A 19,688-nucleotide genomic window follows, 5' to 3' on the forward strand; every position below is an offset into this window, starting at 1 on the left:
GGCCACTGGGATCCCGAGCTGATGACCGGCCGCGCGCCGGCCGGGCCACCGCGGCTGCGCAACTTCGTCGGCGGCGAGTTCGTCGACGGCGGGTCGACGTTCACCAAGGTCAGCCCGGTGACCGGCGAGCCGGTCTTCGAGGTCGACGAGGCATCGCGGTCCACGGTCGACGACGCGGTCGCCGCCGCCCGTGCGGCGCTGCGCGGCCCGTGGGGCCGGATGGGGGAGCGGGAACGCGCCGAGGTGCTGCGCCGGGTCGCCGACGAGCTGGAGCGTCGCTTCGACGATCTGGTCACCGCCGAGGTCGCCGACACCGGCAAGTCCATCGCCCAGGCCCGCACGCTGGACATTCCGCGCGGCGCGGCGAACTTCCGGGCGTTCGCGGAGATCGTGGCGACCGCGCCCACCGAGTCGTTCACCACTGTCACCCCGACCGGCGGCCGGGCGCTCAACTACGCGGTCCGCAAGCCGGTCGGCGTGGTCGCGGTCATCGTGCCGTGGAACCTGCCGCTGCTGCTGCTCACCTGGAAGGTGGCCCCGGCGCTGGCCTGCGGCAACGCGGTGATCGTCAAGCCCAGCGAGGAGACGCCCGCCTCGGCGACGGTGCTCGCCGAGGTGATGGCCGCCGCCGGCGTACCGGCCGGAGTGTTCAACCTGGTGCACGGCTTCGGACCCGACTCGGCGGGCGAGTTCCTCACCCGCCACCCCGGGGTGGACGCGATCACCTTCACCGGCGAGTCGGCCACCGGCGGGGCCATCATGCGGGCCGCCGCCGACGGCGTGAAGGCGGTGAGCTTCGAGCTGGGTGGCAAGAACGCCGGCCTGGTCTTCGCCGACGCCGACCTGGACGCCGCGGTGGCCGGCTCGGTGCGTTCCAGCTTCACCAACGGCGGGCAGGTGTGCCTGTGCACCGAACGCATCTACGTGCAGCGCCCGGTCTTCGAGGAGTTCACCGCCCGGCTCGCCAAGCGGGCCGGCGAGCTGGCGTACGGCTGGCCGACCGACGAGGCCACGGCGACCATGCCGCTCATCTCCCGTCAGCACCGGGCCAAGGTGCTGAGCCACTACGACCTGGCCCGCGCCGAGGGCGCCGAGGTGCTCACCGGCGGCGGCGCGCCCACTTTCGGCGACGCCCGTGACGGCGGGTCGTACGTGCAGCCGACCGTGCTCACCGGCCTCGGGCCGGGCGCCCGCACCAACCGGGAGGAGATCTTCGGCCCGGTGGTGCACGTCGCGCCGTTCGACACCGAGGACGAGGCGTACGCCCTGGCCAACGGCACCGAGTACGGCCTGGCCGCGACGGTGTGGACCCGGGACGTGGGCGTGACGCACCGCGCCGGTGCCCGCCTGGACGCCGGCATCGTCTGGGTCAACACCTGGTTCCTGCGGGATCTGCGTACCCCGTTCGGCGGGGTGAAGGCGTCCGGCATCGGCCGCGAGGGCGGCGTGCACTCGCTGAACTTCTACTCCGAACTCACCAACGTCTGCGTGGACCTGTCGTGAGCCCTAGCGAGAGAGCGGGCATGGAAGCTGACATCGAGGCCGCCAACCGGGAGTTGGCCGAGGCCCGCAGCACCGGCAAGCCGTGCCCGCCACTGCGCGGCCGGCTGCTGCCGGAGGGGGACATCGAGTCGGCGTACCGCGTGCAGCAACTCCAGGCGCGAGCCTGGCAGGGCCGCGGCGAACGCCGGGTCGGCGCGAAGATCGGGCTGACCTCCCGGGCGGTGCAGGAAGCCTTCGGGGTGTTCCAACCGGACTTCGGCGTGCTGACCGACGCGATGGCGGTCGGCGACGGCGTCGAGGTGCCCATCGACCGGCTGCTCCAGCCGCGGGTCGAGGCGGAGATCGCGTTCGTGCTCGACAAGGACCTGGCGGATCCGCAGATCACCACGGCCGACCTGATCCACGCCGTCGACTATCTGCTGCCGGCCATCGAGATCGTCGACTCGCGGATCGCCGCCTGGGACATCTCCATCGTGGACACCATCGCCGACAACGCCTCCAGCGGGCTCTTCGTGCTCGGCACCACGCCGCGCCGGCTCGCCGACGTCGACCTGCGGCTGTGCGGGATGGTGCTGGAGCACGCCGGTGAGCCGGTGTCGGTGGGCGCGGGCGCGGCCTGCCTGGGCAACCCGCTGCACGCCCTGCACTGGCTGGCCGGCACCCTCGCCCGCGCCGGCGACCCGCTGCGCGCCGGGGACGTGGTGCTCTCCGGGGCGCTCGGCCCGATGGTGTCGGTCACCCCGGGGGCCGCGTACGAGGCGCGGATCTCCGGCCTCGGTTCGGTGCGGACCTGTTTCAGCAAGGAGGGTTCGGCATGAGCGTCGGCGTGGCGGTGCTCGGTTCCGGCAACATCGGCACCGACCTGATGATCAAGGTGTTGCGGCTCAGTGACGAGCTGCGGATGGTGGCGATGGCCGGCATCGACCCGAACTCCGACGGCCTGGCCCGGGCTCGCCGGCTGGGCGTCGCCACCACCGCCGAAGGCGTCGACGGGCTTGTCGCGATGCCCGAGTTCGCCGACGTCGAGCTGGTCTTCGACGCCACCTCGGCCGGCGCACACCGGCACCACGACGAGGTGCTGCGGGCGCACGGCCGCACGGTGGTCGACCTGACCCCGGCCGCCATCGGCCCGTACGTGGTGCCACCGGTCAACCTGGACGAGCACCTGCACGAGCCGAACGTCAACATGGTGACCTGCGGCGGGCAGGCGACCGTGCCGATCGTCGCCGCGGTACGCCGGATCACCCCGGTGGCGTACGGCGAGATCGTCGCGTCGATCGCGTCGAAGTCGGCCGGTCCGGGCACCCGGGCCAATATCGACGAGTTCACCGAGACCACGGCCCGCGCCATCGAGGTGGTCGGCGGCGCCGAGCGGGGCAAGGCGATCATCGTGCTGAACCCGGCGGACCCGCCGCTGCTGATGCGCGACACCGTCTACTGCCTCTGCCCGGACGCCGACGCCGACACCGCCGCCATCGCCGCCTCCGTGGCGGACATGGTGGCGAGGGTCCAGGAGTACGTCCCCGGCTACCGCCTCAAGCAGGACGTGCAGTTCGAGCGGGTGCGGGCGTACCTGCCGTCGCTCGGGCGGGAGCTCACCGCGTTGCAGGTGTCGGTCTTCCTGGAGGTCTCCGGCGCCGGACACTACCTGCCGGCGTACGCCGGCAATCTCGACATCATGACCTCCGCCGCGCTGCGCACCGCCGAGCGGCTGGTGGCCCTGCGCTCCTCGGAGGTGACTGCGCAATGACCGACCTGTACATCCAGGACGTGACGCTGCGCGACGGCATGCACGCCGTCGCGCACCAGTACACCGTCGACCAGGTGCGCGCGATCGCCGCCGCGCTGGACGCCGCCGGGGTGGCCGCGATCGAGGTGGCGCACGGCGACGGGCTCGCCGGGTCCAGCGTCAACTACGGTCACGGCGCGGCAAGCGACGCCGACTGGATCTCGGCGGCCGCCGAGGTGCTGACCACGGCGAAGCTGACCACCCTGCTGCTGCCGGGCATCGGCACGATCGCCGACCTGAAGGCCGCGAAGGCGCTCGGCGTGACAAGCGTGCGGATCGCCACCCACTGCACGGAGGCGGACATCTCCGCCCAGCACATCTCCTGGGCGCGGGAGAACGGCATGGACGTGGCCGGGTTCCTGATGATGTCGCACATGAACGACCCGGCCGGGCTGGCCGGGCAGGCCAAGCTCATGGAGTCGTACGGGGCGCACTGCGTCTACGTCACCGACTCCGGTGGGCGGTTGCTGATGTCCGACGTGGCGCAGCGGGTCGACGCGTACCGGCAGGTCCTCGATCCGGATACGCAGATCGGCATCCACGCCCACCACAACCTGTCGCTCGGGGTGGCCAACAGCGTGCTCGCCGTCGAGCACGGCCGGATCTCCGGGTCCGCACCCGTCGGCGCCGACGCGACACACGGGCGTACCGTCCGCGTCGACGCCTCCCTCGCCGGCATGGGCGCGGGCGCCGGCAACGCGCCGCTGGAGGTCTTCGTGGCGGTCGCCGAGCTGCACGGCTGGAAGCACGGCTGCGACGTGTTCGCGCTGATGGACGCCGCGGACGACCTCGTCCGCCCTTTGCAGGACCGCCCGGTCCAGGTGGACCGGGAGACGCTCTCCCTGGGGTACGCGGGGGTCTATTCCAGCTTCCTCCGGCACGCCGAGCGAGCTTCGGAGCGCTACGGCGTCGACGTCCGGTCGATCCTGGTCGAGTTGGGTCGCCGTCGGATGGTCGGCGGCCAGGAGGACATGATCGTGGACGTGGCACTCGACCTTGCCGGTAAGGAGCCCGTGAGCGCGAGGAGTGAGCCGGGTCTGCGAGCCCCGCAGTCGCGAACGAAGGATGAGCCCGTGAGCGCGAGGAGTGAGCCGGGTCTGCGAGCCCCGCAGTCGCGAACGAAGGAAGATGCAGCATGATCGGCGTGGACACCCTGGGCGTCGCGGCGAAGCTCGGCGAGGCCGCCGACACCGCCACGGCGATTCCGCAGCTCGCCGACGAGGTGGGCCTGGACGTGCCGACCGCGTATGGCGTGCAGGCCGCGCTGGTGCAGCGCCGGCTGGAGCGCGGCGAACGGCTCATCGGTCTGAAGATGGGGCTGACCAGCCGGGCGAAGATGGCCCAGGTCGGCGTGGACGAGGTGATCTGGGGGCGGCTCACCGACGCGATGCGGGTGCCCGACGGCGGTGTCGTCGACCCGTCCGCGTACATCCATCCCCGGGTCGAACCGGAGGTGGCGTTCCTGCTGGACCGGCTGCCCGAGCCGGGCGAGCCGGTCGGCGACTTCGCCAGCGCGGTCCGCGCGGTCGCCCCGGCCATCGAGCTGATCGACTCCCGGTACGCCGACTTCCGCTTCTCGCTTCCGGACGTGATCGCCGACAACACCTCGGCGGCGGCGTTCGTGATCGGGCCGTGGTCGCCGGTGCCGGCGGGTCTGGACAACCTCGGCGTGCTGCTGGAGGTCGACGGTCGGGTGGCGCAGGTCGGCTCGACGGCGGCGATCCTCGGCGACCCGCGCCGGGCGCTCGACGAGGGCATCCGGCTGGCCGGCCGACACGGGGTACGCCTGGAATCCGGATGGGTTTTCCTGGCCGGCGCCGCCACGGCGGCTGTTCCGCTGCGGCCCGGCGCCCATGTCCGTGCCGTCGTGGAGAAGCTCGGCACCGCCTCCCTGCGGGCGTCGGAGTGACCGCGCGGGTGGTGGCCGGCAAGGCCGTGCCACGCGGCGCGTTCCCGCACGTCAAGGTCGCGGGCGGGTTCGTCTTCGTCTCCGGTACGTCGTCACGGCGGCCGGACAACACGTTCGTCGGTGTGTCGGTCGACGAACTCGGCACCACGAACCTCGACATCCGGGCACAGACGCGTGCGGTCATCGAGAACATCCAGGACCTGCTGCGTTCGGTCGGCGCGGACCTCGCCGACCTGGTGCAGATGACGTCGTACCTGGTCAACATGAATGACTTCGGTGGCTACAACGAGGTGTGGGCGGAGTTCTTCGACGCGTCGGGGCCGACCCGAACGACGGTGGCGGTACACCAGTTGCCCCACCCGCACCTGCTCATCGAAATCCAGGCCGTGGCCCTTCTTCCCTCCGGAGGTCAGTCGTGAGTGAGATCGCCGAACCGTTCAGCTTTCCGGGTTGGATCGCGGACAACCAGCACCTGTTGAAGCCGCCGGTGGGCAACAAGGAGATGTTCCCCGGCGGGGACGACTTCATCGTGATGGTGGTGGGCGGGCCCAACCAGCGCACCGACTTCCACGTGGACCCGTACGAGGAGTTCTTCTACCAGGTCAAGGGCAACATGCACGTCAACCTGATGACCCCCGAGGGGCCGCGTACGGTGCACGTGCGCGAGGGGCAGATGTGGATGTTGCCGCGTAACACCCCGCACTCTCCGCAGCGGCCGGAGCCCGGCTCGATCGGTGTGGTCGTCGAGCGGATCCGCGAGGACGGCACCCTGGAGAAGTTCCAGTGGTACTGCCCGGAGTGCGGGCACAAGGTGCACGAGGTGGAGTTGCAGGTCCGCGACATCGCGGCCGACCTGCCGCCGGTGTTCCAGGCGTTCTACGCCGACGAGCAGGCTCGTACCTGCGCCAACTGCGGCACCCTGCACCCGGGTAAGGGCTGATGGCGGCAGGCGTCGTCGACGTGCACACGCACGTCGTACCGAAGGGTTGGCCGGACCTCGGCGCCGCGTGCGGCGGGTCCGGGTGGCCGTGGCTGCGGGTCGACTCCGAACGCGCCGCGATGATCATGGTGGGGGAGACGGAGTTCCGTCCGATCGGCGCCGAGTGCTGGGACGCGTCCCAGCGGCTGGCCGACATGGACGCCGACGGCGTGGACGTGCAGGTCGTCTCGCCCACCCCGGTCTTCTTCAGCTACGACCGCCCCGCTGACCAGGCGGTCAAGGTCGCCCGGATCTTCAACGACCTGACCCTGGAGGTCACCGCGGCTGGCGGCGACCGGCTGGTGCCGTTCTGCCAGGTGCCATTGCAGGACCCAGACGCCGCCTGCGCCGAACTGGACCGTTCCCTGGCCGCCGGGCACGTCGGTGTGGAGATCGGCAACCACGTCGGCGACCGCGACCTGGACGACGCCGGCGTGGTCACCTTCCTGCAACACTGCGCCGAGGTGGGCGCGCCGGTCTTCGTCCATCCGTGGGACATGCCGGGCAGCCCTCGGCTGGACCGATGGATGGCCCGCTGGCTCACCGGAATGCCCGCCGAGACGCACCTGTCGGTGCTGGCGATGATCCTGGGCGGCGTCTTCGACCGCGTGCCGGACACGCTGCGGATCTGCTTCGCGCACGGCGGCGGCAGTTTCCCGTTCTGGCTCGGTCGCGCCGACAACGCCTGGCACCGGCGCGGGGACCTGGTCCGTGGCGCGTCCGCCGGCCCGCCCAGCAGCTACGTCGACCGCTTCCACGTCGACTCGGTCGTCTTCGCGCCTCCGGCGCTGCGGCTGCTGGTCGACACCATCGGGGAGGACCGGGTGCTCGTCGGCAGCGACTACCCGTACCCGTTGGGTGAGCGCCCGGCCGGCGCGGTGGTCCGCGACGCCGACTTCCTCACCGACGACCAGCGCGGCAAGCTGCTGTCCGCCAACGCCAGGCGCTTCCTGTACGGCTGAGCGCCCTGGCATGAGCAGATCTTGGACAGTTTCCGTTCGGGGCGAGCGGAAACTGTCCAAGATCTGTTTGTCGGCGCGTGTCGAGTGCGCCGAGGGCTGACGGGCGGCAGGATGACGGGATGGCCGAGCCACACGACTTGACCGCGTTGGAGCAGGCCACCGCCATCGCCGGCGGTGAGCTGTCCAGCGTCGAGTTGGTCGAGCACTACCTGCGCCGGGTAGCGGCCATCGGCGACACCGTGGGCGCGTTCGTCACGGTCACCCCGGAGTTGGCCCGGGAGGCCGCCCGCGCCGCCGACGCCGCGCCCGTGCAGGGGCGAGGCCCGCTGCACGGCGTACCCACCGCGATCAAGGACCTCACCCTCACCGCCGGGGTCCGCACCACCTTCGGCTCGGCGGCGTTCGCCGACTTCGTCCCGCCCGTCGACGCCGACGTGGTCCGGTTCATCAAGGCCGCCGGCCTGGTCAGCCTCGGCAAGACGACCACCTCGGAGCTGGGCTGCTCGCTCTACTCCGAGGGCCGCGTCGCGCCGCCGGCACGCAATCCGTGGCAGCTCGCGTACACCGCCGGTGGATCCAGTGGCGGCGCGGCGGCGGCGGTGGCGGCCGGGCTGGTCCCGGTCGCCCAGGGCTCGGACGGCGGCGGTTCGCTGCGCATCCCGGCGTCGCTCTGCGGCCTGGTCGGCTACAAGCCCAGTCGCGGTGTGGTGTCCGGCGGACCGCTCGGCTCCGGCGCGTTCGGCCTGCCCACCAGCGGGCCGCTCGGACGGACCGTCACCGACGTCGCCGCGCTGCTCGACGTGATGGCCGTGCCGGTGCCCGGCGAGCCCTACCTGCCGCCGCCCGCCCCGCCCGGGGGATACCTGGCCGCCGCCCGCCGGGCCGAGCCCGGCCGGCTGCGGATCGGCCGGTTCACCACGCCGATGCTCGCCGACGAGCCGGTGCACCCCGACTGCGTGGCCGCCGTCGACCGGGCCGCCGCGCTGCTCACCGCCGCCGGCCACGAGGTGGTCGAGGTGCCACCGCCGCTCGGGCCCGAGGCGTGGCCGCTGTTCGAGACCATCTGGTACGTCCTGGCGCTCTCCCCGGTGCACCCGCAACGCGAGGCGGAGCTGCTGCCACTGACCCGGCTGCTGCGGGCACGAGGCGCCGAGATCTCCGCCGGCGAGCTCGCCGTCACCCTCGGCGAGTTGCAGGCGCAGGTCCGTCTCGGCGCCCGTCGCACCGCTGGCTGCGACCTGCTGCTCTGCCCCACCCTCGCCGCCCCGCAGGCGCCCGTTGGCTGGTTCACGGCCGACGGTGACCCGGCGGCCGACTTCGATCGGCAACGCCGATTCTCGCCCTACTGCGCCATTTTCAACGTCACCGGCGACCCCTCGGTGTCCCTGCCGGTCGGCACGACGGCCACCGACGGGCTGCCCGTCGGGGTGCTGCTCACCGGCCGGTACGGCGACGATGCGCGTCTCATCGCGACAGCTGCGCAACTGGAGCACGCCAGTGACTGGTGGGATCACCACCCCGCAATCTGGCGGGCGGTCGACTCCGCTAACGTGAATGGCGACGGAATCGGTCGGTCGCCATCGTGATCGTCCATCCGACCCGGTTGTTCGAGGTCCTTCTTCCGCCTGGGGGCGTTGGGATTGTCTGTTACCGAGACGTTGCTGGTCTTCGTCGGCATCCCGGTGGTCGCGGTGTTGGTGATCACCGGTCTGGCGTACGCCGGAAGCCGTGGTGGTGGCACCGGCGGCGGTGGTGGCGCCAAGCGCTACCGGCCGGGCCGGCCCTTCGACTTCACTCCGGTCTGGTTCCTGGGCCGCCCGGGGCAGCTGGCCGACTCGGCCGGCGCCGCGCTGACGGCGGGCGCTCAGGCACCCGCCCTGACCAGCCACAAGCTTGAGCAGGCCAGCGTCCAGGCGCCGGCCGGTGGAACCGGAGGCGCAAGTGACCGTTGGTGAGAAGCAGACCGAGACGGCGAACCCGCCCGAGGTGCTGGACGGGCCGTTCTCGACCCGCCAGCTGCTGCGCATCGACGAGGCCCTGCGCCTGGCCGACCAGGGCACCGGCCTGGTCTTCTCGATCTTCGTCGGCGGCCTCGACGAGCCGATCCGCGAGCACGCCCAGCGGCTGCACCGTCAGCTCGCCGACCCCGACCGGTCGGTGCTGATCGCGGTGTCACCCAACCAGCGCCAGTTGGAGATCGTCACCGGGCGGCACGCCCGCAAGCGCATCCCCGACACGTACGCCAAGCTGGCCGCGCTCTCCATGGTCGGCGCCTTCAGCGGCGGCGACCTGGCCGGCGGCATCATCAACGGCCTAGACCAGCTGGCCAGCCACGCCGGCAAGGGCTGACCCACCCGCCACGAGGACTCGCCCGGCTCACGCCGAGGCCCGGCCCATGCCGCGGCCTATGCCGAGGCCCTGCTGACGCCGCGGCTGCTGCCCGGCCCATGTCGCGGCCGGCCACGCGGCGCGCCTAGCCCACGCCACGCGCCTAGCCCACGCCGCGCACCCGGCCCGCGCCGCGCAAGATCGCGCTCGAACATGGAAGTAGGGGTCTCGCCTGCGCGGGAGGCCCCTACTTCCATGTTCGGGTGTGATCTCCCGTCTCGTGCGTCTCGTGGCTTGGTGAACGCGGCTGAGCATGCACCGTGAGCAGTGCACCGGGCGAAGATCCACACCACATCGCCGATGTGGGGGTGTCCGCGACACGGGACACCCCCACATCGGCGATCTGGAGTCGATCAACCGGCCGACGCCGCCGCTGGGGCTGACGCGGGCGGACATCGACGCCGACGCGGGCTTACGCCGGTCCGGGGCCGGCGCGGGCTCATACCCACGCCGACCCCGGCCGGTAGCAGCAGGTCAGGCCTGGGCGTCCTTCGCGCGGGCCTTGAGCGCCCGCACCACACCGTCGCGGCCCTCGGCGACCAGCCGGCGCAGCGGAGCGGGGTGCCCGTCCTCGGCCAGCCACGCGTCGGTGGCCGCCACCGTGTCGTCGTCGACCAGGTAGGTCGGGTACGCCAGCTGCGCGAACTCCTGCGCCGGCTCGCTGTCCCGGGTGGCCCACACCTGGCCGACCACCGCGAAGTACCGCTCCCGGTACGGGGCGACCAGCTCCACCTGCGCCGGGTGGGCGAAGCCCTGCAACAGCGCCCGGTGCCGCCAGTTCGGCAGCGACTCCGGGCCGGTCAGCAGCTCCCAGACGGCAGCCTTGTTCGCCGCGGTCGGCACCAGCGCGTGCGCGTAGGCGGCCTCCCGCTCGCCGCTGGCCGTGCGGTCGCTGGCCAGCTCCGCCTCGACCTCGGCCGGGCTGGCCGCGCCGTTGGCGACCAGCGCGCCGAGCACCGTCCAGCGCAGCTCGGTGTCCACGGTCAGGCCGGCCGGCGCGCCGGAGCCGTCCAGCCAGCCGCGCAGCGTGGCCAGGTCCTCGTCGGACCGGGCCGCCGAGGTGTACGCCCGAGCCCAGGCCAGCTGGAAGCCGCTGCCCGGCTCGGCCGCGGCGAGCGCGTCCTTCGCCGCACGCGCCAGCCCTGCCCAGCCGGTCGGCGCCCAGGCCGGGTCGGCGTAGAGGGTGAGGGAGGTGGTGGCCTGGCGCAGGGTGGCGGTGACCAGGTTGATGTCGGTCTCGGCGGGCAGCCCGGCCAGCACCAGCGCCACGTAGTCGCGGGTCGCCAGCTCGGCGTCACGGGTCATGTCCCACGCGGCGGTCCAGCACAGCGCGCGGGCCAGCGACGACTCGAAGCCGCCGATGTGCTGCACCACTGTCGCCATCGAGCGGTCGTCGAGGCGCAGCTTGGTGTAGCTCAGGTCGTCGTCGTTGAGCAGCAGCACGTCGGCGGCCCGGACGCCACGCAGCTCGGCGAGGTCGGTCCGTTCGCCGGTCACGTCCACCTCGTACCGCTCACGGCGGACCAGCCGCCCGTCGGTCAGGTCGTACAGGCCCACGCCGATGCGGTGCGTGCGCAGCGTCGGGTACGCCGCTGGCGCCTCCTGCCGCACCACCACGTGCTCGTACGTGCCGTCCGCGCCGATCGTCACCTCCGGCCGCAGCGTGTTGACCTGCGCGGTCTCCAGCCACTGCGCGGCGAACTTGCGCAGCTCCCGCCCGGAGGCCGCCTCCAGCTCGGTGAGCAGGTCGTCGAAGGTGGCGTTGCCCCAGGCGTGCTTGCCGAAGTACGCCCGCAGGCCGGCCACGAACGGCTCCTCACCGACGTACGCGACGAGCTGCTTGAGAACGCTCGCGCCCTTGGCGTACGTGATGCCGTCGAAGTTGACCTCGACGGCCTCCATGTCCGGCATCTCGGTGTAGACCGGGTGGGTGGAGGAGAGCTGGTCCTGCCGGTAGCCCCAGTTCTTCCGGATGGACAGGAACGTCGTCCACGCCTCGGTGAACCGGGTGGCGTTGGTGTTGCACCAGTGGCTGGCCCACTCGGCGAACGACTCGTTGAGCCACAGGTCGTTCCACCAGCGCATGGTGACCAGGTCACCGAACCACATGTGGGCCATCTCGTGCAGGATCGTGTTGGCCCGCTGCTCGTACTCGAAGTCGGTGACCTGCGAGCGGAAGATGTAGTGCGACTCGGCGTGCGTGACGCAGCCGAAGTTCTCCATCGCGCCGGCGTTGAAGTCGGGCACCCAGAGCTGGTCGTACTTCGGCAGCGGGTAGCGCACGCCGAACTTCTCGTGGAAGAAGTCGAAGCCCTGCTTGGTGATCAGGAACAGGTCGTCGGAGTCCAGGTACTGCGACATCGACGCCCGGCAGAACACCCCCAGGTCGATGCCGTCGTGGGTGTCGCGCACCTCGTGGTACGGCCCGGCGCACATCGCCGTGATGTAGGTGCTCATCCGGGGCGACTCGGCGAAGTGCAGCGTCTTGAGCCCCTCACCCGCCGGCTCCTCGCGCTGCACGGGCATGTTGGAGACCGCGCGCCAGTGCGCCGGCACGGTGGCGTGCCAGGTGTAGACGCTCTTCAGGTCGGGCTGGTCGAAGCAGGCGAACACCTTCTGCGCGTCGGCCGTCTCGAACTGGCTGTAGAGGTACGTCTCGCCGTCCACGGGGTCGACCGTGCGGTGCAGGCCCTGGCCGCTGTTGGAGTAGGCGAAGTCCGCGTCGACCACCAGGACGTTCTCGCTGCCCAGGCCGGACAGGATCAGACCCTTCTCGGCCGACCAGTCGGACAGGTCGACCGGAGCGCCGTTCAGCGTCGCGGACCGCACCGACTCGGCGGCCACCTCGATGAACGTGCTCGCGCCCGGCTCGGTGCAGCCGAACCGGACCTCGGTCGTCGACCGGAACGTGCGACCGTCGGCCGCCAGCACGGCGGTTGACAGGTCCAGACTGATGTCGTACCCGGTCACGTCGAGCAGGCGGGCCCGCTCGGTCGCCTCGACCTGCGTCAGGTTGCGCACTCCCGGCACTGTTTGTCTCCATCCCACATCTCGCCGTACGCCCGGCGGCGCCCGTCTGCCGACCGCTCGTGGCGTTGGCCCGGACCCGAGTCTTCCACGTACGGACAGCCCGCGGTGGCCGAGGTCACGCTCTCATTCGGGTGCCGGCCGACGGGCCGTGGGGTGAGGATCGGGGGTGCGCGCCGCACACCTGGCGCCACTGCAATGAAGGGACCTCACCGTGACCGATCGTGTCACTGCCGACATGTGGTTCGACCCGGCCTGCCCGTGGGCGTGGATCACGTCCCGCTGGCTGCTGGAGGTCGAGCAGGTCCGTGATGTGGACATCCGTTTCCACGTGATGAGCCTGGCCGTGCTCAACGAGGGCCGCGACGAGCTGCCCGAGGGGTACAAGGAGTTCCTGAAGACCGCCTGGGGCCCGGTGCGGATCTGCATCGCCGCCGAGCAGCGGTACGGCACCGATGCCCTGCGCCCGCTCTACACCGCGTTCGGCACCCGGATCCACCTCGGCAAGGAGGAGCGAGGCCAGGCGCTGTACGTCGCCGCGCTGACCGACGCCGGCCTGGACCCGGCGCTGGCCGCGGCGGCCGACAGCACCGACTACGACGAGGCGCTGCGGGCCAGCCACGAGGCCGGCATGCGCCCGGTCGGCCAGGACGTGGGCACCCCGGTCATCCACGCGCCCGGCCCGGACGGCACTCCGGTCGCGTTCTTCGGCCCGGTGATCACGCCGGCCCCGAAGGGCGAGGCAGCCGGTCGGCTCTGGGACGGCGTGCTGCTGGTCGCCGGCACCCCCGGCTTCTACGAGCTCAAGCGCACCCGCGAGCAGGGCCCGGTCTTCGACTGATCCACGACCCACGCCCCCGGCCGGACACCCCTCGGATGCCCGGGCGGGGGCGTGTCGGCGTCGGGCGGCGGGTACGCCTCGCGGTCACGGCGTCACCGGTGGGCGGGCGGCGTCGTTTCCCTCGGTGTCCGCCGCAGCGACCCGCAGGGCCGCCCGCAGCTCGTGGAGGCAATCCCGATGGCGAAGCACCGTGCGTCCGGTGACGATCAGTTGACCCGGCAGGGGGTGATCGAGACTCCCGGTGCGGCGTACTGGTCGGTCGACGACTCCCGCTGGCCGACGGTCCGCCCCGACCTTCCCGCCCACCTCGTGGACCTGCTCGCGCCACCCATCGTGGTCGGCGTGGCCCGGGTGCCGGTCACCTCCCGCCTGACACCGCCCACGCCGCCGGCCGGCACCGGGTCGGCCGTGCCGGCCAGACCCGCGCTCACGCCCCTGGCCGGCACCGCGTCGGTCGGGCCGGATGGGGCCGCGCCCACGCCGCCGGCCGGGGCCGGGTCGGCCGTGCCGGCCAGACCCGCGCTCACGCCGCTGGTCGGCACCGCGCCGGTCGGGCCGCTGACGTCGGCGGCCGACCCCGTGCCGGCCGAGCGTCCGGCGGTGCCGGCCGAGCTCACCCCAGCCATGGTCGCGCCCGCCAGGGCGCCGGCTGACGGGTCGATGCCGGCTGACGGCTCGACGCCGGATGGCGGCGAGCCCGTCGTGGCAGCCGCGCCGGCCGAGCCGGCCCCGCCCCCGCCGGCGCCCGCCAACCCGCGTCCCGTACCGACGCCGCCGTTGAACCCACGGCCGGTTCCGGGGCCGCCGCCCGAGCCGCGCCCGGTGCCGGGACCGCCCGCGACGCCCCGCCGCAGCGCGACCAGCGGGCCCATCGGGAACGGCCGGCGGGGCAACGGCGGGCCGGCCGTCGCCGGCCGGCACCGTCGCCACAACGGCACCTCCGGACGCGCCGGCTGACTATCGGCCCCCGGCCCCGGCACTTTCATCTGGTGGACGCCGCGCGGGTCCCCGTCGGCAGGGCCGCCGCCGCCGGTAGCGTCAGTGGGCATGACGGTCGTACATCCGATCGCCCGGGCCTGGATCACCACCGGCGGCACCGGCGCGCAGAACTATGACGAGTTCGCTGACGACGCGGAGATCACCTCGATCATCGAGGCGAATCCGCACAGTGCCCTCGGCATCGAAATGCCGCACCGGGCACCGGAGAGCCTGGGGAAGTCCTTCCTCGACGCGCTGCCGGACGCGGTGGCCCGCCTCACCGAGGCCAAGGACGACGGCAGCTACACCCCCGCCGATCAGGTGGTGGTGCTCTACCGGATCAGCGCCCCGGGCGAGGCCGCCGCGTACGGGCTGTTCGCGATGGTGGACACCGACCAGATCTCCACGCGGGCCGACGAGCCGGGCCTGGTCATCCGCAACGAGGACGTCTTCATCGCCAAGGTGCGTGAGCGGGTCGCGTTGGCCGAGGCGCTCGGCCACCTGCTCTCACCCGTACTCCTGCTGCAGACCGGCACCGGCGACGAGCTGCACGCCGCGCTCGCGGCGGCGACCGACGCGGCCGGCGTGCCCGCCGCGACGGACACTGACCAGGCGGGGCGCACCCACGCCATCTGGCTGCTCGGCCCCGGGCCGGAGCAGGACGCGCTGACCGCCCTCGCCGGTGGCGGCGAGCTGGTCGTCGCCGACGGCAACCACCGCAGCCTGGCCGCCCAGACCGGGGCGATGCCGCGCTTCCTGGCCGTGGTGACCACCCCGGCGTCGGTGGCCATTCAGCCCTACAACCGGCTGGTCAGCGAGCTGACCACCACGCCCGGCGAGCTGCTCGACCGGCTGCGCGCGGCCGGCGCGCAGGTGGAGCCGATCGACGGCCCGGTCGAGGTCCCGGCGGCCGGCGGCACCGTCCACCTCTGGCTTGCCGGCCAGGGGTACGCGGTGCGACTGCCCGCCACCGCCGCCGACCGGCTGGAGAACCTGGACCACGCCCAGGTCGAGCGACTGCTGCTGCGCGACGCGCTGGGGCTGGAGCCGGGCGACAAGCGGATCACGTACGTGGGCGGTGACTACCCGGCCAGCTGGCTGACCGGGGAGGTCGACGCCGGGCGGGCCGAGCTGGCCATTCTGATCGCGCCGGTGACCGTGTCGGACTTCGTCGCGGTGAACCTGGCCCGGGAGAAGATGCCCCGCAAGAGCACCTGGTTCACCCCGAAGGCACGCGGCGGCCTGGTGGTCGCCGAGCTGCCGTACTGAGCGGTCAACCGCCCGCCCGTGTGACGAACCCGGCTCTCCGACGCCGCCCCTGCGGCGTCGGAGACGGCGGCCTGACAGACTGCCCGGTATGCGCGTCTACCTGGGATCCGATCACGCCGGTTTCGAGTTGAAGGTGCACCTGGCCAATCACTTGGCCAAGCAGGGGTACGACGTGGTCGACGTCGGTCCGCACAGCTACGACCCCGACGACGACTACCCGGCGTTCTGCCTGCACACCGGCGACCGGGTGGTGGCCGACGAGACCGCCCTCGGAGTGGTCATCGGCGGTTCCGGCAACGGTGAGCAGATCGCCGCTAACAAGATCGCTGGGGTACGCGCCGCGCTGGCCTGGAGCGTCGAGACCGCTCAGTTGGCCCGCCAGCACAATGACGCGAACGTGGTCGCGGTCGGTGCCCGTCAGCACACCCTGGACGAGGCCACCGGCATCGTCGAGGCGTTCCTGAACACGCCGTTCTCCGGCAACGAGCGGCACGCCCGCCGGATCGACCAGGTCGCCGAGTACGAGCGGACCCGGCAGCTGCCCGACCTGCCCTGACCGCGCTCGCCCCTGACCGCGCTCGCCCCTGACCGCGCTCGCCCCTGACCGCGCTCGCCCCTGACCGCGCTCGCCGAGGTGGGCGCGGCCCGAGGCTGACCGCGCTCGTGGCGGTCAGCGCGGCGAGCGGGGGAGGTCCTCGCGGGGCACCCAGTTGCGCCGGACGACGACCACCCGGGCCTCCGCCTCGGCGAGGTCGTCCTCGGTGGGCCGGGCCGCGTCCCGGGCGCGCAGTGCGGCGCTCAGCCCCACCTGGGACGAGCCGGAGCCGACCAGCCCGCGCAGGCCTCGCTCGCCGTCGCGTTCGTCGCCGCCCCCGTTGCGGCGTCGGGGCGGCGGATCCACCCCGTCGTGCACCCCGGCCGTGCTGACCGTCGAGCCGTCGGGGCCTCGACCGGCCGGGTCGGGGTCCGCGTGGTGGCGCAGCCGTCGTCGGCGTCGGTCCGGGTCACCCATCAGCCGACCGTACCCCGCCCGGGGTGGGATCCGACACCATGGTGCCGGTCCGCGCCCTACGGGGCTCGGCGACCGATTTGCCGGCTGGCTACCCTCGGGTTCAGGCGGTGGTGGTGCCGCCGGTCAGGGGGAGGACGAGATGGCAGACCAGACGCAGCCGTGGGCGGAGCGAACCGTGGAGGTGCCACCGCAGGCCGGCGTCGGTGTGCCGCCACAGCGGGACGGGTTCCGCCGTGGTGTGGCGCCGGTGGGCCAGCCGCGTAACCCGCGGACCGTGCCGTTCCCGGTGGTCGAGCAGGAGCCGACCGGGACGGGCTGGCCGGGTGAGCCGGCGCCACGCCGGCCGTTGAGCTGGCGGTTGGCGCAGTTGCGCCGCGGCGGCGAGTGGAGTGCGGCCGGGGGTCTCTTCGCGTTCGTCTGCTGGGGGATCTGGGCGCTCTCCGGTCAGGGTGACCTGTCCGGCCCGCTGCTGGTGCTGGTGCTGAGCCTGCTGGTGGCGGTCGGTCTGTTCGCGCTGTCCCGGATGATCGGCCGGCTGGTGCTGGAGCGGCAGTTCGGACGGGTGCGGCGTACCGCTCGGGGTGCCCACCTGGCGACCGCGGTCTTTCTCGTCGGTCTCGGGGTGGCCTGGCTCCAGCAGACCGAGTGGGTCGTCTCGGCCTGGAACTGGATCTCCACGAACTGACCCCGGCGTACGCCCGGGCGGGCAGGCCCTCGCCGCCCGCCCGCCCGCGCGTCCGGTCGCGGCACACCGCGACACCGGCCGTGCCCCCACCAGGTAAGGCCGCTGCTTACCCGGCCGGCCACGATTCATCCGTGGCCGGTCGGCACTGCTCCGACGATCAGCCCGCGGGTGCCTGGGCGGCGGCGTAGTCACGGGCCACCCGGACCATCTCGACGAGCCCGCCCGCGTACTCCTGGGATTCGCCGTGCGCCTCGTCGAACGGCGGCTGGAAGCCGACGCCCTCCCACTGGCCGGTGGTCGGGTTCCACCGGTCGTTGCCGACCTCGAAGTCCCACGCGAAGATGCCCAGCTCGTAGTAGAGCTGGTCGGCGGAGTTTCCGGCTGCGGAGTACAGCACGTCGGCGACCGGGCCGGTCTGGGACGGCCAGGTGACGGTGCCGCGCTCCTGAGCGATGGCGCCGACGATCCGCCGGGCGCTGTTGAGGAACAGCGTCGACTCGTCGATCGAAGGCCGGGGCAGGGTGATCCGGCCGTCGGCGCGGTACGCCCCCGGCGGCCACATGAAGTACCCGCCGTAGGAGTGCACGTTCATCGCGAACTTGATGTTCGGGTGGGCCTGGGCCAGCGCGATGACGTTCCCACTCTCGGCCTCGGACAGCTCCGCCGTGCCGGCGTAGTTGCCGGACAGGCAGTTGGCGCTGGCGCCCACGTACCCGTCGAAGTACGACCCGACGGTGTAGTTGCGGTTGAGGTCGACGCCCCACGAGTTGCGGTTCTTCGGGTCGCGGGCCGACCCGGCGCAGTGGTTGACCAGGTTCTTGCGCTGGAAGTTGAAGTCGTTGAACGAGTAGTTCGCGCCGTCCGGGTTGACCGTCGGTATGACGAAGATGTCGACCTGTTCCAGCAGCTCACGGGTGGCCGCGTCGGTACGGGCGTTGGCCAGCATCCGCTCGGCGAACTCCAGCGTCACCAGCGGCGTGGCCCACTCCCGGGCGTGTTCCTGGGAGTACGCGAGGACGCCGACCCGGGAGCCGTCCCGGTGTACGCCGAGGCGCAGCGCCTGCACCGTCCACGGCTTCGCCGGCACCTCGGTGCCCTGGAGGCCGTCGTCCAGGCGGGCGGGGCCGGCGACCGGCATGGGCAGCCCGGCCGAGCCGTCCTCGACGGTGGCCCGGAACCGGTTCGCCTGGCGGGCGTTGATCGCCGCCGCGACCTCGTCGGTGGTGCTCACGGTCTTGCCGGCGGTGTCGGTGGCGAGCGAGACGGTGAGAACACGGTCGCGGTAGCCGACGGTCAGCGGGCGGTTCCGCCGGCCCGGGTCGACCGTCCGCACCTGCACACCGTTCATGCTCTGGTCGCCGAAGCGGACCGACTCCACGACCACGGCGGCGACCGCCGGGTCACCGAGGTACGCGGCGGCGGTGCGCCGGTATCCCTGGGTCTTGTTCGGCAGGTCGATCACGTCCACCAGGTCCCGGTACTGGCGGGCCAGCCGCTTGATCCGCGCCTGGATGTCGACCGGCGTCAGGTACGCGTCGATGAAGTCCTTCTGGTAACCGGCGGGCACGGGCGGCGGGGCGGCATTCGGCCAGAGTGTCGGGGTGACCACCCGGCTGACCCCGCCGAGGCTGGAGGTGGCGGTCAACTGGACCGGCCGGCTCGGCATCGGCTGGGGAAGGTTGTAGTGGTACTGGTACTCGCCGGAGTCCTCGAACCGGTACAGCGGGAAGGTGCCGGTGGCGCCGTCGGCCGTCCGCCAGCTGACGGTGATCTCCACGTCCGGGTCGTCGGTGGCGGTCGTGGCCACCTGGGCCTGTAGGAAGGTCTGCCCACCCGTGGTCCACCAGTACGCCTGCTGCACCTGGAGGGTGTCCACGGCCGCGGCGGCGGTGGTCCGCTGACTCGTCGCCGGTGCGCGCAGCCCGGCGGCGGTACGGGCCTGAGCCGCGCGGACGCTCTCGGCGAAGTGCCGGGTGCCGTCCCCGGCGCGCTGCACGATCTGCACGGCCGTGGCGCCCTGTGCGGTCAGCTCGGCGAGCTGCGCGCCGCTGAGCACCAGGTCGGCGAGGATCCGCCCGTCCCGGGCTCGGGGCCGGTTGGCCAGGTCTGCGCCGCTGGCGACCAGCCGGTCGAGCTGAGCCTGGTCGCGGAGCTGCACCCGCACGAGGGCGGTCTCGGTGGCGGTCAGGGTGATCGGTGCGGGCGCGGTGGTGGGTGCCGCGGTGGCCGGACCGGGGTGGGACAGTGCCGCGCTGATCAGGATCGCTGTGCTGGCGGCAGCTGTCCACCGTCGTCGGACGTTCATGTGCCCTCCTGACGGACGTCGATGTCACTGCTCCTTACACC

18 protein-coding genes and 1 pseudogene are annotated in these 19,688 nt (G+C 72.6%); 16 read left to right on the forward strand and 3 right to left on the reverse strand.

What is annotated here, in order from left to right:
• Positions 1-21 precede the first annotated feature (21 nt).
• From ABZ780_RS17520 to ABZ780_RS17570, 11 genes and pseudogenes are all read left to right on the forward strand, one after another.
• Positions 22-1,503 (forward strand): 2-hydroxymuconic semialdehyde dehydrogenase, encoded by a 1,482-nt coding sequence (locus ABZ780_RS17520; protein ID WP_357008261.1) that lies wholly within the window; start codon positions 22-24, stop codon positions 1,501-1,503.
• A gap of 20 nt (positions 1,504-1,523) precedes the next feature.
• Positions 1,524-2,321, forward strand: coding sequence for a fumarylacetoacetate hydrolase family protein (locus tag ABZ780_RS17525; RefSeq protein WP_357486623.1), 798 nt, complete (start codon positions 1,524-1,526; stop codon positions 2,319-2,321).
• Complete coding sequence (locus tag ABZ780_RS17530) at positions 2,318-3,253, forward strand: acetaldehyde dehydrogenase (acetylating) (RefSeq protein WP_357486625.1); 936 nt, start codon at positions 2,318-2,320, stop codon at positions 3,251-3,253. The genes ABZ780_RS17525 and ABZ780_RS17530 overlap by 4 nt, the downstream gene beginning before the upstream one ends.
• Positions 3,250-4,302, forward strand: a pseudogene (dmpG, locus tag ABZ780_RS17535) (4-hydroxy-2-oxovalerate aldolase); the annotation flags it as partial. The gene ABZ780_RS17530 and the pseudogene dmpG, both read left to right, overlap by 4 nt.
• A 125-nt stretch (positions 4,303-4,427) precedes the next feature.
• On the forward strand, positions 4,428-5,201 hold the full coding sequence (locus ABZ780_RS17540; protein ID WP_357486627.1) for a fumarylacetoacetate hydrolase family protein: 774 nt from the start codon (positions 4,428-4,430) through the stop codon (positions 5,199-5,201).
• The gene (locus tag ABZ780_RS17545; protein WP_357008113.1) at positions 5,198-5,620 is read left to right on the forward strand and encodes a RidA family protein; all 423 of its coding nucleotides are present in this window, start codon (positions 5,198-5,200) and stop codon (positions 5,618-5,620) included. The genes ABZ780_RS17540 and ABZ780_RS17545 overlap by 4 nt, the downstream gene beginning before the upstream one ends.
• Positions 5,617-6,141, forward strand: a complete 525-nt coding sequence (locus ABZ780_RS17550) for a 3-hydroxyanthranilate 3,4-dioxygenase (protein WP_357486628.1) — start codon at positions 5,617-5,619, stop codon at positions 6,139-6,141. The genes ABZ780_RS17545 and ABZ780_RS17550 overlap by 4 nt, the downstream gene beginning before the upstream one ends.
• Complete coding sequence (locus tag ABZ780_RS17555) at positions 6,141-7,142, forward strand: amidohydrolase family protein (protein ID WP_357008118.1); 1,002 nt, start codon at positions 6,141-6,143, stop codon at positions 7,140-7,142. Before ABZ780_RS17550 ends, ABZ780_RS17555 begins: the two co-directional genes overlap by 1 nt.
• 119 nt (positions 7,143-7,261) lie before the next feature.
• Positions 7,262-8,728 (forward strand): amidase, encoded by a 1,467-nt coding sequence (locus ABZ780_RS17560; protein WP_357486629.1) that lies wholly within the window; start codon positions 7,262-7,264, stop codon positions 8,726-8,728.
• A gap of 72 nt (positions 8,729-8,800) precedes the next feature.
• Positions 8,801-9,097 carry a hypothetical protein gene (locus ABZ780_RS17565; protein WP_357486659.1) on the forward strand — a complete coding sequence of 99 codons (297 nt, stop codon included), beginning with the start codon at positions 8,801-8,803 and terminating at the stop codon, positions 9,095-9,097.
• Positions 9,084-9,491, forward strand: coding sequence for a DUF5130 family protein (locus tag ABZ780_RS17570; protein ID WP_357008124.1), 408 nt, complete (start codon positions 9,084-9,086; stop codon positions 9,489-9,491). The genes ABZ780_RS17565 and ABZ780_RS17570 overlap by 14 nt, the downstream gene beginning before the upstream one ends.
• Positions 9,492-10,004: 513 nt before the next feature.
• On the opposite strand, the gene pepN is transcribed toward ABZ780_RS17570, so the two are convergent.
• Positions 10,005-12,551: an aminopeptidase N gene (gene pepN / locus ABZ780_RS17575; protein WP_357486630.1), complete on the reverse strand. Its 2,547-nt coding sequence runs from the start codon at positions 12,549-12,551 to the stop codon at positions 10,005-10,007.
• Between the two features lie 220 nt (positions 12,552-12,771).
• On the opposite strand from pepN, the gene ABZ780_RS17580 reads away from it, so the two are divergent.
• From ABZ780_RS17580 to ABZ780_RS17595, 4 genes are all read left to right on the forward strand, one after another.
• A complete protein-coding gene (locus tag ABZ780_RS17580; RefSeq protein ID WP_357008127.1) occupies positions 12,772-13,398 on the forward strand; it encodes a disulfide bond formation protein DsbA in 627 nt (208 codons plus the stop codon).
• A gap of 177 nt (positions 13,399-13,575) precedes the next feature.
• Positions 13,576-14,355, forward strand: coding sequence for a hypothetical protein (locus ABZ780_RS17585; protein ID WP_357008130.1), 780 nt, complete (start codon positions 13,576-13,578; stop codon positions 14,353-14,355).
• A 90-nt stretch (positions 14,356-14,445) separates the two neighbouring features.
• Entirely contained in the window at positions 14,446-15,645 is a 1,200-nt protein-coding gene (locus ABZ780_RS17590) for a DUF1015 family protein (protein ID WP_357008132.1), read from the forward strand.
• Between the two features lie 88 nt (positions 15,646-15,733).
• Entirely contained in the window at positions 15,734-16,201 is a 468-nt protein-coding gene (locus ABZ780_RS17595) for a ribose-5-phosphate isomerase (RefSeq protein ID WP_357008135.1), read from the forward strand.
• 114 nt (positions 16,202-16,315) lie between these two features.
• On the opposite strand, the gene ABZ780_RS17600 is transcribed toward ABZ780_RS17595, so the two are convergent.
• The gene (locus ABZ780_RS17600; protein ID WP_357008136.1) at positions 16,316-16,657 is read right to left on the reverse strand and encodes a hypothetical protein; all 342 of its coding nucleotides are present in this window, start codon (positions 16,655-16,657) and stop codon (positions 16,316-16,318) included.
• A 139-nt stretch (positions 16,658-16,796) separates the two neighbouring features.
• Between ABZ780_RS17600 and ABZ780_RS17605 the strand changes: the two genes are divergently transcribed.
• Complete coding sequence (locus tag ABZ780_RS17605) at positions 16,797-17,342, forward strand: hypothetical protein (RefSeq protein WP_357008139.1); 546 nt, start codon at positions 16,797-16,799, stop codon at positions 17,340-17,342.
• A gap of 157 nt (positions 17,343-17,499) precedes the next feature.
• Here the strand turns inward: ABZ780_RS17605 and ABZ780_RS17610 are convergent, their stop codons facing one another.
• On the reverse strand, positions 17,500-19,647 hold the full coding sequence (locus ABZ780_RS17610) for a M14 family zinc carboxypeptidase (RefSeq protein WP_357008141.1): 2,148 nt from the start codon (positions 19,645-19,647) through the stop codon (positions 17,500-17,502).
• Between the last annotated feature and the right edge of the window lie 41 nt (positions 19,648-19,688).

The organism is Micromonospora sp. NPDC047467 (assembly GCF_040643095.1).
GTDB lineage: Bacteria > Actinomycetota > Actinomycetes > Mycobacteriales > Micromonosporaceae > Micromonospora.